Source organism: Leptothrix sp. (in: b-proteobacteria), assembly GCF_965250675.1.
Taxonomy (GTDB): Bacteria; Pseudomonadota; Gammaproteobacteria; order Burkholderiales; family Burkholderiaceae_C; genus Sphaerotilus.
The window spans coordinates 48,672-61,738 of sequence record NZ_CBDFPH010000009.1 but is presented as its reverse complement, the minus strand read 5'-3'; the positions used below and the strand labels follow the sequence as shown (position 1 = coordinate 61,738).

Genomic DNA, 13,067 nt, shown 5'->3' with positions numbered 1-13,067 from the left:
CACCCTGATGAAACCCATCCTCGGCACCCGGGGCGCTGTCGTTGCGCCGCACTCGCTGGCCTCGCAGGCCGGCCTCGACATCCTGCGCGAGGGCGGCAATGCGATCGAGGCGACGATTGCGGTGGCCTCGACGCTGGCCGTCGTCTACCCGCACATGACCGGCATCGGCGGCGACGGCTTCTGGCTGCTGCGCGAGCCCGGCCAGCCGGTGCGCTCGATCGACGCCTGCGGCCGCACCGGCGCGGGCGTGCACGCCGGGCTGTACGGTGACGCCGCCACCATTCCCTGGCGCGGCCCGCTGGCGGCCAACACCGTGGCCGGCACCGTCTCAGGCTGGGCCACTGCGTGGCGCCACAGCCGCGACGCCTGGGGCGGCCGGCTGCCGTTCGCGCGCCTGCTCGAATCGGCCATCGGCTACGCCCGCGACGGCTTTCCGGTCACGCACAGCCAGGAGCAGAACACCCGCGCCAAGCGCGCCGAGCTGGAAGCGCTGCCGGGCTTCGCGGCCAGCTTCATGCCCGACGGCGACGTGCCGCGCTACGGCAGCCGCCACCGCTTCCCGACGCTGGCGGCCACGCTGCAGCAGATCGCCGACGCCGGCCCCGACGACTACTACCGCGGCGATCTGGCGCGCCAGATCGCGCAGGACCTGGCCGCCGTCGGCAGCCCCATCACCGCCGCCGACCTGGCCGCACAGCACGCCACGCTGCAGGCGCCGCTGGCCCTGCAGCTGCAGGCCGGGCGGCTCTACAACCAGGCGCCGCCGACGCAGGGCGTGGCCTCGCTGATGATCCTGGGCGTCTACGAGCGCCTGCACCAGGCCGGCTGGAGCCCCGACAACGCGGCCGGCATCCACGCACTGGTCGAGGCCACCAAGCAGGCCTTCATCGTGCGCGACCGCCATGTCGCCGATCCGGCGCAGATGGCGCTCGACGCCACCGAGTTGCTCAGCGCCGAGCGCCTGCAGCGCATGGCCGACGCGGTGCCGCTGGGCGCCGCCAGCCCGTGGCCGGCACCGGTGAGCGACGGCGACACCACCTGGATGGGCGTGATCGACGCCGCCGGCCGCGCCGTCAGCATGATCCAGAGCATCTACTTCGAGTTCGGCAGCGGCGTGGTGCTGCCCCACACCGGCATCTGGTGGCAGAACCGCGGCTGCTCGTTCGACCTCGCCCCGGGCCGCCTGCGCAGCCTCGGGCCGGGCCGCAAGCCCTTCCACACGCTGAACCCCGCGATGGCCGAACTCGCCGACGGCCGGCTGCTGGTCTACGGTACGATGGGCGGCGAGGGCCAGCCGCAGACCCAGGCGGCGGTGTTCGCGCGCATCGTCTGGGGCGGCCACGACGTGCGCTCGGCGGTGGCCGCGCCGCGCTGGCTGCTGGGCCGCACCTGGGCCGAGCAGAGTACGACGCTGAAGATCGAAGCGCGCTATGCGCCCGCGCTGATCGAGCAGCTGCGTGCGCTGGGCCACCCGGTCGAGGTGGTGTCGGACCTGGATGAGCGCATGGGCCACGCCGGCGCGCTGCTGCTGCACCCGGGCGGCTGGATCGAAGGCGGCGAAGACCCGCGCAGCGACGGCTGCGTTGCGGCCTGGTGAGGCGCGGCCCGTGAAGCACTTCAAGTTCGACTGGTTCATGCGCGGCATGCTGGGGGTAGTGGCGCTGGCCTTCATCTGGCCGGCGCCCGGCGCGCACGGCGGCGTGCTGCAGCCCGAGTGGCTCAACAAGATCGGCGTGGCGCTGGTGTTCTTCCTCAACGGCCTGGGCCTGAGCCTGGCGGCCATGCGCGATGGCGCGCTGCGCTGGCGCGTGCACCTGCTGGTGCAGCTCAGCACCTTCGTGCTGTTTCCGCTGCTGGGCGTGCTGATCCTGTGGGGCACGCGCGGCTGGATGAGCCCCGAGCTGCAGCTGGGCTTCTTCTACCTCTGCGCGCTGCCGTCGACCGTGTCGTCTTCGGTGGCGCTGACGGTGGCCGCGCGTGGCAACGTGCCGGTGGCGGTGTTCAACGCGACGCTGTCGAGCCTGATCGGCGTGCTGATCACGCCGGCCTGGATGGCCTGGCTGCTGGGCCGCACCGGCGTGCAGTTTCCGGTCGGGCCGGTGATCGTCGACCTGCTGCTGTGGGTGGTGCTGCCGCTGGTGGTGGGTCAGCTGGCGCGTGGCCGGCTGGGCGGCTGGGCGCGGGCGCACCGCAGCGGCATCCAGATCGTCGACCGGCTCACCATCCTGCTGCTGATCTACACCTCGTTTGCCGACTCGGTCCAGCAGGGCATCTGGTCACGCTACGGGGTGTTGCCAGTGGTCGAGTCGCTGGTGGGCGCGGTGCTGCTGTTTGCCGTGGTGCTGATGGCCGTGCGCATGGCGGCCCGGCTGATGAACCTGTCGGTGGAAGACCGGGTGGCCGCCGTGTTCTGCGGCTCCAAGAAGACCCTGGCCGCCGGCGTGCCGATGGCGCACCTGATCTTCGGTGCCCACCCGGCGATCGGCCTGATCCTGATGCCGCTGATGCTCTACCACCCGCTGCAGCTGGCCGTGGGTGGTGTGTTGGCGCAGCGCTGGGCCGGGCGCGCGGCCCAGCCGCAGGCGGGCATGCCGTAACCCCAGACCCGCGGGGCTCAGCACTCCAGCGTCAACGTCAGGTCGCCCACCCGCGCCCAGGCCTGCACCTCTTCGCGCAGCAGGTGCAGGGTGCGCGGGTTGGCGTCGGCCCAGGTGGCGTCCAGCCGGAGGCGGGCGCGGTCGGCGTCCAGCGACAGTTGCGGAATGGAGCGCAGCAACTCGCAGCGCGGGTGATAGAACAGCACCGTCAGGCGCAGCGCAAGCACCTGGGCGGCGCGTTGGCTGTCGGCCAGCAGCGGCTCGATCTTGCGCAGCCCGCCGCGCTGGCCCAGCACCAGATCGGCGAGGCGGCGCTGCTGGCTTTGCGAGAAGCCCGGCGCATCGGTGTGCGCCAGCAGGTAGGCGCTGTGGCGGTGGTGGTCGTGGTGCGAAATGCTCATGCCCACCTCGTGCAGCGCGGCCGCCCAGCCGAGTTCCTGTCGTACTTCCAGCGCTGGCTGCGGCACCATCTGGTCGAACAGGGCCAGCGCCAGGGCCTGGACCCGCTGCGCCTGCAGCAGGTCGACCTGAAAGCGCTGCTGCAGGTCGGCCACGGTCTCGTCGCGCCAGCCGTGGCCCTCGGGGGCACGCAGGGCGGCAATGCGCTGGGCCAGGTCGAAGATCACGCCCTGGCGCAGCGCGGCGCGGGTGGGCCGGATTTCGGTGATGTTGAACTGGTGCAGCAGCGCGGCCAGGATCGCCAGCCCGCCGGGCAGCACGGCGCGGCGCTCGTCGCGCAGGCCGGGCAGGTCCAGCGTCTTGACCGATCCGGCGCTGAGGCACTGGCGCACGCACCAGCGCAGGCCGTCGGCGGTGATGGTGCCGTCGCTGCGGCCGTTGGCCGCCAGCAGCTGGCTGACGGCGCCGGCCGTGCCCGACGAGCCGAGCGCCTCGGCCCAGCGTTCGCGGCCGAAGGCCTGCAGGGCTTCTTCCAGCTCGGCCTCGGCGGCGATCTGGGCGTGGCGGAATGCTTTTTCGGTGCAGACGCCATCAGGGAAATAACGCTCCGACAGGCTGACGCTGCCGATGCGGAACGACTCGGCCAGCCGGGGCGTCTGGCCCTGGCCGACGATCAGCTCGGTCGAGCGCCCGCCGATGTCGATCACCAGCCGCGTCGGGTCGGCCGGCTCCAGCTGCGACACGCCGGCGTAGATCAGCCGCGCTTCCTCGCGCCCCGAGATGACCTCGATCGGGTAGCCGAGCGCGGCCTCGGCCTGCGCCAGGAACTCGTCGCGGTTGTGGGCCTCGCGCAGCGTCTGGGTGGCCACGGCGCGCAGCTGCCCGGCCGGCAGGCCGCCCAGGCGCTGGCGGAAGCGCCGCAGGCAGGCCAGGCCGCGCTCGGTGGCGGCGGCGGTCAGCACGCCGGCGGTGTCCAGGCCCGAGCCCAGTCGCACCGTTTCCTTCAGGTAGGCAATGCGCTGGTACTGGCCGTTGCGGATCTGGGCCAGCTCCAGCCGGAAGCTGTTGGAGCCGATGTCGATGGCACCCAGCACCCCGCGCCACTGCACGCCGTGCGAGGACTGGGCGGCCTCGGTCCACGCGTCATCCGTCAATCTCATGTTCATTGAATACGATTTATACTGTTTATTGAATTGATCTTCATGCGCCAGGGCGCAGCGTCCCCATCCGGGAGGACGGGATGAGGCAAGCAACCCGACAGCGTAGGCGGCGCATATGACAAAACGATGGCAATGGGGTGCGGCACTGCCGGCGGGCCTGGATGTCCCCGCACCGCCCGACCTGCCGGAGTTGACGGAGCTGTGGCAACTCGCGCAACTCGGCCAGCCCTGGCTGCGCACGCGCACCCTCTGCGAGGTGGCGGTGGGCGGCCATCAGCTGCCGGTGCCGGTGCTGACCCTGGGCAGCGAGCGGCCCGATGCGCCGGTGGCGGCGTTCTTCGGCGGTGTGCACGGGCTGGAGCGCATCGGCAGCCAGGTGGTGCTGGCGTACTTGCGCAGCCTGGTGATGCGGCTGGCGTGGGACGAGAGCCTGCACCGGCAGCTGGAGGCCGTGCGGCTGGTGTTCGTGCCGGTGGTCAACCCCGGCGGCATGTGGCTGGGCACGCGCGCCAATCCCAACGGGGTCGACCTGATGCGCAACGCGCCGGTCGATGCGCGCGAAAGGGTCGCGCCGCTGGTCGGCGGACACCGCATCAGCTCAGCCTTGCCCTGGTACCGCGGCAAGCGCGGCGCGGCGCCGGAGGTGGAATGCGCTGCGCTGTGCGAGGTGGTCGAGCGCGAGCTGCTTGGCCGCCCGTTCGCGCTGGCGCTCGACTGCCATTCCGGCTTCGGCCTGAATGACCGGCTCTGGTTTCCCTGGGCTGGCAGCCGTCAGCCGATCGAACATCTGCCGGAGGTGCACGCGCTGGGCCAGATCCTCGACAGCAGCCTGCTGCATCACCGCTATCTGCTGGAGCCGCAGTGCCGCCAGTACCTGACGCACGGCGACCTGTGGGATCACCTCTACCAGCGCGCCGGCGAGCGCGGCACCGGCACCTTCCTGCCGCTGACGCTGGAGATGGGCTCGTGGCTGTGGGTCAAGAAAAACCCGCGCCAGCTGTTGAGCCGGTGCGGCATCTTCAACCCGGTGCAATCACACCGCCAGCAGCGCGTGCTGCGCCGCCACCTGAGCGGGCTGGACTTCATCACCCGCGCGGCGGCCAGCTGGACCCACTGGGTACCGCGTGACGCGGCCCGCCAGCAGCACCGCGAACAGGCGCTGGCGCGCTGGTATGCCGGGAGTGCGCGGTGATGGCGGACGTCGCTGCGCCCAAGGCGCCCTGGGTCTTGCTGCGCGGCCTCAGCCGGGCGGCGGTGCACTGGGGGGATTTTCCGCAGCAACTCGCCCACGCCACCGGCCGCCGCGTGCTGTGCATCGACCTGCCGGGCAACGGCACGGCCGCCGGCACGCCCAGCCCGACCGATGTGGCCGCCATGGCGCGGTACGCCCGCCGGCAACTGCGCGCGGCGGGCCTCGCCGGGCCGGTGCACCTGCTCGCGCTCTCGCTGGGCGGCATGGTGGCGTGCCACTGGGCCACCGCCTGGCCGCAAGAAGTGCGCAGCGCCGTGCTGGTCAACAGCAGCCTGCGCGGGCTCAGCCCGTGGCATCAGCGCCTGCGGCCTGCGGTCTATCCGGCGCTGCTGCGGTTGATGCTGCTGCCGGTGCGCGATGCGGTCTGGGAAGACACGGTCTACCGCCTCACCAGCCAGCGGCCTGAACGGCGCGAGGCCACCGTGCGACGCTGGACCGTGTTGCGCCAGGCCCAGCCCGTGAGCCGCCTGAACGTGCTGCGCCAGCTGCTGGCCGCTGCGCGTTATTGCGCGCCGCCTGAGGCGCCCCCCGTGCCACTGCTGGTCCTGAACAGCCGGGGAGACCGGCTGGTGGCTCCGGCCTGCTCGCTCAACCTGGCCCGGCGCTGGGGCGCCTCTCTGGCGATGCATCCTGACGCCGGTCACGACCTGCCGCTGGATGCGCCGGAGTGGGTGCTGGCCGAGTTGAAGCGCTGGTGCGTCAGCCTGGAGGGGCCATCCGGTCTGGCGGATTCCTGAGGCTCAGCCCGTGGCCTTCTCGATTGAGGCGCGCAACTCCGCCATCGCAGCGCTCACATCGGCTTCGAACTCTTTCCAGCGATAGACGCCGGCGCGCTTCATGGCGGCGACCTTGTCCTCGGCCGTTTTCAGGTCGGCTTGCAGCGTGGCGATCTGCGCGTCGAGCCGCGCCTTGGCGTCGCTGCCGGCTGCGGCCGCTTTGCGCTCCAGTTCGGCGAGCTTGACCTTGCCCCGGGCAATGTCCTGTTCGGCGCCGGCCACGAACTTGTCGCCGATGCGGGTGTCGTTGGCGTAGTTGAAGCGCGGCATCGACTTGATGGATTCCCTGGTCGCGCCGGCCATGACCAGCTTGCCGCCCTGTTCCTGGATCTGCTTGACCGGGATGGCCACGTCGTGCCGGCCGATGCCCACGAATCCACCCGCGCCGACGATCACGTAGGACACGCTCTTGTCCGGCGCAATGATCAGGTCATCGACCTTGCCGACTTTCTGGTCGGCCTCGTTGTAGACCGTCTTGCCGAGGAGGCTCTTCTTGACGCTCCAGCCCATGGCCAGATGGGCGGGTGTGCTGGCGTCGGTGCCCACGACGGTGGAGCCTGCGACCTGGGCACCGGCGGTGCCGATGGACAGCGAGCTTCCACCGATGACGAGGGCTGCAATCAAAAGGATCTTTTTCATGGGAATTTCCTTGTACGGCGGGGTTGATTTCAGGTTGTAGCGACGCCGCCCGACACCGTCGGTTCGTCAACGCACAGGCTAGTCAGCCCACCTGCGGCCCGCTTGGCGATCCGCAACGATCGGAAGGATTTCCCCAAAGGCCCATGGCCATTTCGGCCGGACGTGTCGCGCATCAAAGCCGACCCATCCGGCCAAGGACCTCAGCCCTTCTTGCTGCCCGGTTTGGCCTTGGCGGCTTTTTCGACCTTGTCGGTCTTTTCAGCCTTGGGGCGGCCGGTCTTGATCGACGGCACTGCCTGCAGCGCAGCCAGCAGCGCGGTGTTGTTCATGGCGGCCAGGGTGGCGATGCCGGCGCGCAGCAACTCGCTCTTCTTGACGTGATGCGCCAGGCCGAGCGCCCGGCGTTTCAGGGCGTCCAGCTGCGCGTATTCCGGCTCGGGGATCGTGAAGCTGTCGCGCACGAGCTTGGCCTTGGGCGCATCCAACGGCGTCGCTGCGACGGCCGCTACCGGCGCGACCTGGGCCGGGGCGGGTTTGCGCGGCTTGCGAGCGGCGGGCGCGGCCTTGGCCTTGGGCAGAGCGGCCGGAGTGGGCGTCACGGCGACCGGAGTGACCGCTACAGTGGCGATGGTTTCAACGGGCGTGGCAGAGGTCTTGGACATGGTTTTCCTTTGAAATCGTATAAATAGTATATTTGTTTTGATGTGACTTCAATCTACAGAAAGATCTGTCCCATGGCTTCCACCTCTGCACTCAGCGCCCTGCGACTGGCGCCGTTCCATCTTGACGACGAGGCTGTCGCCTGGGTCGAGGGCTGGCTGAACACACTGTCGACCGAGCAGAAGGTGCGGCAGCTGTTCAACCTGCCCGCACATGGCGACGACGAGGCCGCCGTGGCGGCGCTGGCCGCGCACGGCGTCGGTGGCGTGACGCGCTTTGGCGGCACCGACCTGGCCACCAGCTGGCGCGCCACGCGCAGCCTGATGGAACGCAGCGAGATCCCGCTGCTCATCAGCGGCGACATCGAGGGCGGCGCCATCGGCCTGCCCTTCGGCACGCAGCTGCCCAACCAGCTCGGCCTGGCCGCCACCGGCTCCACCGCGCTGGCGGAAGAGGCTGTGGCGGTGCTGGCGGCGGAGGCTCGGGCGCTGGGCTACAACTGGACCTTCACGCCGGTGGTCGACATCAACGCGGCGTTCCGCAGCGCCATCGTCGCCACCCGCTCGTACGGGTCCGACGTCGACGCCATCCTGGCGCAGGCCCTGGTCAACGTGCGCACCTTCCAGCGCCACGGCATTGCCGCCACCGCCAAGCACTGGCCGGGCGAGGGCTTCGACGACCGCGACCAGCATCTGGTCACCACCCTCAATCCGCTCGACATGGATGCCTGGCGCGCACGCTTCGGCCGTCTCTACCAGGGCCTGATCGACGCGGGCGTGATGTCGGTGATGTCCGCCCACATCGCTTTGCCGGCCTACGCGCGCCAGCGCGGCGCGAGCGGCCTGGAAGCGTGCCGGCCGGCCTGTGTGTCGAGCCTGCTCAACCTGGACTTGCTGCGCGGTGAACTGGGCTTCAACGGCCTGATCGTGTCGGATGCCACCGGCATGGCGGGCTTGTCGAGCTGGGCGGACCGCGCCACCTGCGTGCCGGAGGTGATTGCCAACGGCTGCGACGTGCTGCTGTTTCCCAGCCCGTTCGAGACCGATTTTGGCCACGTCATGCGCGCGCTGTCGGATGGCCGCCTGACCGAGGCGCGCATCGAGGATGCCGTCACCCGCGTGCTCGGCCTCAAGGCCGCGCTGGGCCTGCACCGCAAGACGCTCGACGAGCGCCTGCCGCCGCTGGAGCAGGCCCGCGCGGTGGTGCGCCGCCCCGCCCATCTGGACGTGGAGCAGCGCGTTGCCCGTGCCAGCGTCACGCTCGTGAAGGACGTCAACGCGACGCTGCCGCTCAGCGTGGCCCGGCACCGCCGCATCGTCGTTGTCACCGATCCGGCGCGGGCGGGCTTTGCCGGTCAGGCGCCGCTGGAGCTGGAGGTGCCGCGCCTGCTGGCCGCACAGGGCTTCGAGGTGCGCGCCTTCGACGCGGCGCAGCCGCCCACCCCGGCCGACACCGATCTGGTGCTCTACCTGCTGGCGCAGGAGTCGCTGCTGGTGCGCTCGCACATCTACATCGACTGGGAGCGCGTGCACGGCGACTGGCGCGTGGCCATGAAGCGCTTCTGGCACGAACTGCCTTGCGTGCTGGTGTCGTTCGGCCACCCCTACTACCTGTACGACGCACCGCGCATGCCTTGCGTCATCAACGCCTACACCGCCGCCACGCCGGTGCAGCAGGCGGTGGTGCGCAAGCTAGTCGGCGACGAGGCCTTTGTCGGCGTCAGCCCGGTCGACGCCTTCTGCGGCCTGCCCGACGCCGGGTTCTGAGGCACCCGCCGCCGTTTTGGCCGCCGTCAGGTTCTGCTGCACCTGCAGCAGCAGCGCGATCAGCTGCTGCTGCTCGGCGGCCTTCAATCCGGCCACCGCCTGGGTGGCCAGGTGCGCGGACTGCTGCTGCAGCACCTGCAGCACCGCCTGCCCGCTGGCGGTCAGCCTCAGCCGGACGTTGCGGCGGTCGGCCTCGTCGGCGGCGCCCTCCAGCAGGCCCCGGTCCCGCAGGCCCTTGATCAGGCGCGCGAGTTGCGCCTTGTCGCGGCCACTCTCGCGCGCCAGATCGCTTTGCGTCGCGCCGGGGTGGTGGCCCAGGTAGCCCATCACCTTGCTTTCCATGTGCGTGACGTCGTGCGGGCCGTGGCGCAGCACCTGGAATTGCTGCGCGCGGTAGAGGTGCATGACCTTGTGGATCAGCTCCAGCGGGTTCTCGTCCCTGGAGGCAAGAGAATGATTGACATTGTCTTTTGATTTGCGCATGATGGAAGATATTGTCATCTATTTGGGCTGACGCCCTCTTTCATGAATACAAGAACCATGACCTGGCTGCTGGCCGGCCTGAGCATGATCGGCCCTTTTGCGACCGACACCTACCTGCCGTCCTTCCCCGCCCTGGCCCAGCAATTTGACGTGAGCCAGGCGCTGGTGCAGCAGACGCTGAGCATCTATCTGGTCGGCTATGCCGTGATGACCTTGTTCTACGGCACGCTGTCGGACTCATTCGGGCGCCGGCCGGTGATGCTGGTGGCCTTGATGCTGTTCACCGGCGCTTCGATCGGGGCGATGCTGGCACCCAGTTTCGGCTGGCTGCTGGCCTTTCGGGGCCTGCAGGGGCTGTCGGCCGGTGCAGGTCGGGTCATCAGCCAGGCCGTTGTCCGTGACCGCCTGGGTGGCGCGGCCGCCCAGAAGATGCTGGCCAGCATCATGATGGTCTTCGGCCTGGCCCCGGCGATTGCGCCCATCGTGGGCGGCTACCTTCACGTCCTGGTCGGCTGGCGTGCCAACTTCGCCTTCATGGCGGGTTTCGGCTTGCTGCTGCTGCTGGCGTGCGCACGCTCCCTGACCGAGACGCTGGAGCCTGCCGGCCGGCAGCCGTTTCAGTTCAAGGTCATCACCCGCAACTACCTGGCGGTGATCCGGCATCCGCAGTTCCTGCTGCGCAGCCTGGCCATCGGGCTGGCCTTCGGTGGTTTCGGGCTCTACATCGCGTCGGCCGCGAGTTTTGTGCTGCAGGTGCTGCACCTCACCGAGACCTCGTTTTCCTGGCTGTTCATGCCTTTGATCGGTGGCCTGGTCGCCGGTTCGATGGCGAGTTCCAGGCTCGCCCACCGCATCAAGGCCGAGTCGTCGGTGTGGCTGGGCTTGCTGATCGCGGCCATCGCCATGGCGTTCAACCTGGCCTACACCACCCACTTCGTTGCAGCGGTGCCCTGGGCCGTGCTGCCGATCATGCTGTACTCCTTCGGCCTGGCGATTGCGTTGCCCGGCATGACGGTGATGACCATGGGCCTGTTCCCGACCCTGCGCGGCCTGGCGTCTTCGCTGCAGAACTTCGTGCAGATGCTGGTCTTTGCGCTGATCTCGGCGTTCGTCGCGCCGCTGCTGATGGACAGCGCCTTCAAGCTGGCCGCCGGTGCGGCGGTCCTGATGACCTCGGGCGCCGCCTGCTGGGCCTGGGCCAGCCGAACCCGGTACAGGGAGACCGCGTGATCAGCGCGTGATCAGTCATCGCCGCGCTTGCGGAAGGCCCACCAGCCGGCGATCACGGTGAAGCTGATCACGATGCCCACGATGACCAGAAACCCGTGCGGGTGCTCGGCCAGCGGAATCCCGCCCACATTCATGCCCAGCAGGCCGGCGATGATGTTGATGGGCAGGGCCAGCACGGTCACGATCGTCAGCACGAACAGGCTGCGGCCGTTCTGCTCGTTGACCTGCGCGGCGACCTCCTCCTGCAGCAGCTTGATGCGTTCCTGCAGCGCCACCATGTCGCGCAGCACCACCGAGAACTCCTCGGTCGCGTCGCGCAGGTCCTGCACGTCCAGCTCATCCATCCAGGCGGGTGGGTGCTGCAGCAGCCGGAACAGCGCCGCCGGCTCCGGCAGCAGCAGCCGCTGCAGCCGCACCAGCAGGCGGCGCATGGCGCCCAGGCGGGCGCGCTTGTGGTCGAGGCGCTCGGCCAGCAGCCGGTCCTCGACCTCGTCGACCCGCGTGGTCGCCTGGCGCACCAGGTCCACCAGCACATCGGCCTGGTGGCGCAGCAGCTGAGCCAGCAGATCGGCGGTGGAGCGCACCGGCTCGCCTTCGCGCAGGGCGATGCGCAGCTGGTCGATCGAGCGCAGCGGCTTGCGCCGGCCGGTGACGACCAGCCGTTCGTTCAGGCAGATCCAGAGCGTGGCGGTGTCGGTCGGCTCGAAGGCGAAGTCGAACTGCAGGTCGTTGACCACCGCCAGCAGCGCCTGCTCGACCCGCTCGACGCGGGTCGAGTGCAGCCCGCCGCGCAGCGTGTCGAAAAAGGCGTCGGGCAGCGCGGCGTGCTCGATCAGCCAGCGCTCCGAGGCGTTGTGCGCCAGGTTGAAGTGCAGCCAGATGAAGCCGCCTTGCTCGGCTGGCGACGGGTTCTGCAGCCACGCAGCGGCGCGGACGGTGTCGATGGCGGTGGTCTGCAGGGCCTCGGCGCCTGAACTCGTGCCCGTGGCGGGCGTGAACAGGTAGCCGCAGATCAGCCCGGCGGCGTCGCTGCCATAGGTGGCGGTGGTTTTGGTGTCCTGGCGGCGTGGGTCGAGGATGTCGGAAATCGAACTGCTCAAGGTGCAAAGCCGGTTTGGAGGAGTCGCCTAGTCTGCCCCAAGCCAAGGCGCGCGTCGTTCACGCAACTGTCACGCGGCCATCAAACGCACGTCACGCGTGGCACGCAGGATCGGGCGCATGAATGTGCCTGTGTCCGATCCGATTGCCGCTGTCCCTCCTCACCTGTCGGTGCGCAGCGTGTTCATCTCCGATGTGCACCTGGGCACGCCCGGCTGCCGGGCCGACGCGCTGCTGGACTTCCTGCGCCATGTGCAGTGCGAGCAGCTGTATCTGGTGGGCGACATCGTCGACGGCTGGCAGCTGCGCCGGCGCTGGTACTGGCCGCAGGCGCACAACGACGTGGTGCAGAAGCTGCTGCGCACCGCCCGCAAGGGCACGCGCGTGGTGTTCGTGCCGGGCAACCACGACGAGTTCGTGCGCCGCTACCTGGGCCATCAGTTCGGCGGCATCGAGGTGGTGGAGGACTGCATTCACCGCACCGCCGACGGCCGCCAGTTCTGGGTCATGCACGGCGACCTGTTCGACGGCGTGGTGCAGTGCGCCAAGTGGCTGGCGCACCTGGGCGACCACGCCTACGAGTTCACGCTCAAGCTCAACCGCCACCTGAATTCGCTGCGGGCGCGGCTCGGGCTGCCGTACTGGTCGCTGTCGCGCTACCTCAAGCTCAAGGTCAAGCGCGCGGTCAACTTCATCGGCGACTTCGAGGCGGCCGTGGCCCGCGAGGCCCGCAAGCGCGGCATGGACGGCGTGATCTGCGGCCACATCCACCACGCCGAGCTGCGCCAGATCGACGGCATCACCTACGCCAACGACGGCGACTGGGTCGAGAGCCTGACCGCGCTGGTCGAGCACGCCGATGGCCGGCTGGAGATCATCGACTGGGCTGCCGAACTGCGCAACCGCAGCCGGCGGACGGTGCCACTGCTGAGTCACGATGCGGCCGAGGTGACACAAGCCGCGTGAGAGGACATGAGGGGGCGTGAAGGGGGGCTGTCTCCGCCCCC

The 13,067-nt window shown here is 69.8% G+C and carries 12 protein-coding genes; 7 read left to right on the top strand and 5 right to left on the bottom strand.

Features of this window, described 5'->3' with window-relative positions:
* The first annotated feature begins 7 nt into the window (after positions 1 to 7).
* Positions 8 to 1,597: a gamma-glutamyltransferase family protein gene (locus tag AC5IG3_RS13630; protein ID WP_491906844.1), complete on the top strand. Its 1,590-nt coding sequence runs from the start codon at positions 8 to 10 to the stop codon at positions 1,595 to 1,597.
* Positions 1,598 to 1,607: 10 nt separating this feature from the next.
* Positions 1,608 to 2,597, top strand: a complete 990-nt coding sequence (locus AC5IG3_RS13625) for a bile acid:sodium symporter family protein (protein ID WP_491906843.1) — start codon at positions 1,608 to 1,610, stop codon at positions 2,595 to 2,597.
* Between the two features lie 17 nt (positions 2,598 to 2,614).
* On the opposite strand, the gene ppx is transcribed toward AC5IG3_RS13625, so the two are convergent.
* Complete coding sequence (gene ppx, locus AC5IG3_RS13620) at positions 2,615 to 4,156, bottom strand: exopolyphosphatase (protein WP_491906935.1); 1,542 nt, start codon at positions 4,154 to 4,156, stop codon at positions 2,615 to 2,617.
* Between the two features lie 115 nt (positions 4,157 to 4,271).
* Between ppx and AC5IG3_RS13615 the strand changes: the two genes are divergently transcribed.
* On the top strand, positions 4,272 to 5,348 hold the full coding sequence (locus AC5IG3_RS13615) for a M14 family zinc carboxypeptidase (protein ID WP_491906842.1): 1,077 nt from the start codon (positions 4,272 to 4,274) through the stop codon (positions 5,346 to 5,348).
* Positions 5,348 to 6,145: an alpha/beta fold hydrolase gene (locus tag AC5IG3_RS13610; protein ID WP_491906841.1), complete on the top strand. Its 798-nt coding sequence runs from the start codon at positions 5,348 to 5,350 to the stop codon at positions 6,143 to 6,145. Before AC5IG3_RS13615 ends, AC5IG3_RS13610 begins: the two co-directional genes overlap by 1 nt.
* Positions 6,146 to 6,148: 3 nt before the next feature.
* Here AC5IG3_RS13610 and AC5IG3_RS13605 read toward each other — a convergent pair whose 3' ends face one another.
* Both AC5IG3_RS13605 and AC5IG3_RS13600 read right to left on the bottom strand, forming a co-directional pair.
* Positions 6,149 to 6,823: a PRC-barrel domain-containing protein gene (locus tag AC5IG3_RS13605; protein WP_491906840.1), complete on the bottom strand. Its 675-nt coding sequence runs from the start codon at positions 6,821 to 6,823 to the stop codon at positions 6,149 to 6,151.
* 200 nt (positions 6,824 to 7,023) lie between these two features.
* A complete protein-coding gene (locus tag AC5IG3_RS13600; RefSeq protein WP_491906839.1) occupies positions 7,024 to 7,485 on the bottom strand; it encodes a hypothetical protein in 462 nt (153 codons plus the stop codon).
* A gap of 72 nt (positions 7,486 to 7,557) precedes the next feature.
* On the opposite strand from AC5IG3_RS13600, the gene AC5IG3_RS13595 reads away from it, so the two are divergent.
* The gene (locus AC5IG3_RS13595; protein WP_491906838.1) at positions 7,558 to 9,249 is read left to right on the top strand and encodes a glycoside hydrolase family 3 protein; all 1,692 of its coding nucleotides are present in this window, start codon (positions 7,558 to 7,560) and stop codon (positions 9,247 to 9,249) included.
* Here the strand turns inward: AC5IG3_RS13595 and AC5IG3_RS13590 are convergent.
* Positions 9,175 to 9,732 (bottom strand): MarR family winged helix-turn-helix transcriptional regulator, encoded by a 558-nt coding sequence (locus AC5IG3_RS13590; RefSeq protein WP_491906837.1) that lies wholly within the window; start codon positions 9,730 to 9,732, stop codon positions 9,175 to 9,177. The genes AC5IG3_RS13595 and AC5IG3_RS13590 overlap by 75 nt on opposite strands.
* Positions 9,733 to 9,774: 42 nt before the next feature.
* On the opposite strand from AC5IG3_RS13590, the gene AC5IG3_RS13585 reads away from it, so the two are divergent.
* Positions 9,775 to 10,962: a multidrug effflux MFS transporter gene (locus tag AC5IG3_RS13585; RefSeq protein WP_491906836.1), complete on the top strand. Its 1,188-nt coding sequence runs from the start codon at positions 9,775 to 9,777 to the stop codon at positions 10,960 to 10,962.
* Between the two features lie 11 nt (positions 10,963 to 10,973).
* Here the strand turns inward: AC5IG3_RS13585 and AC5IG3_RS13580 are convergent, their stop codons facing one another.
* Positions 10,974 to 12,062: a transporter gene (locus AC5IG3_RS13580; protein ID WP_491906835.1), complete on the bottom strand. Its 1,089-nt coding sequence runs from the start codon at positions 12,060 to 12,062 to the stop codon at positions 10,974 to 10,976.
* Positions 12,063 to 12,180: 118 nt separating this feature from the next.
* Between AC5IG3_RS13580 and AC5IG3_RS13575 the strand changes: the two genes are divergently transcribed.
* Positions 12,181 to 13,026 carry a UDP-2,3-diacylglucosamine diphosphatase gene (locus AC5IG3_RS13575; RefSeq protein ID WP_491906834.1) on the top strand — a complete coding sequence of 282 codons (846 nt, stop codon included), beginning with the start codon at positions 12,181 to 12,183 and terminating at the stop codon, positions 13,024 to 13,026.
* Positions 13,027 to 13,067 lie beyond the last annotated feature (41 nt).

What these genes read in the sequence shown, in the direction of transcription:
- AC5IG3_RS13595 (WP_491906838.1), top strand. Translation starts at nt 7,558, where the DNA reads ATGGCTTCCACCTCTGCACTCAGCGCCCTGCGACTGGCGCCGTTCCAT.
- AC5IG3_RS13585 (WP_491906836.1), top strand. Translation starts at nt 9,775, where the DNA reads ATGAATACAAGAACCATGACCTGGCTGCTGGCCGGCCTGAGCATGATC.
- AC5IG3_RS13615 (WP_491906842.1), top strand. Translation starts at nt 4,272, where the DNA reads ATGACAAAACGATGGCAATGGGGTGCGGCACTGCCGGCGGGCCTGGAT.
- AC5IG3_RS13600 (WP_491906839.1), bottom strand. Translation starts at nt 7,485, where the DNA reads ATGTCCAAGACCTCTGCCACGCCCGTTGAAACCATCGCCACTGTAGCG.
- AC5IG3_RS13610 (WP_491906841.1), top strand. Translation starts at nt 5,348, where the DNA reads ATGGCGGACGTCGCTGCGCCCAAGGCGCCCTGGGTCTTGCTGCGCGGC.
- ppx (WP_491906935.1), bottom strand. Translation starts at nt 4,156, where the DNA reads ATGAGATTGACGGATGACGCGTGGACCGAGGCCGCCCAGTCCTCGCAC.
- AC5IG3_RS13605 (WP_491906840.1), bottom strand. Translation starts at nt 6,823, where the DNA reads ATGAAAAAGATCCTTTTGATTGCAGCCCTCGTCATCGGTGGAAGCTCG.
- AC5IG3_RS13590 (WP_491906837.1), bottom strand. Translation starts at nt 9,732, where the DNA reads ATGCGCAAATCAAAAGACAATGTCAATCATTCTCTTGCCTCCAGGGAC.
- AC5IG3_RS13575 (WP_491906834.1), top strand. Translation starts at nt 12,181, where the DNA reads ATGAATGTGCCTGTGTCCGATCCGATTGCCGCTGTCCCTCCTCACCTG.
- AC5IG3_RS13630 (WP_491906844.1), top strand. Translation starts at nt 8, where the DNA reads ATGAAACCCATCCTCGGCACCCGGGGCGCTGTCGTTGCGCCGCACTCG.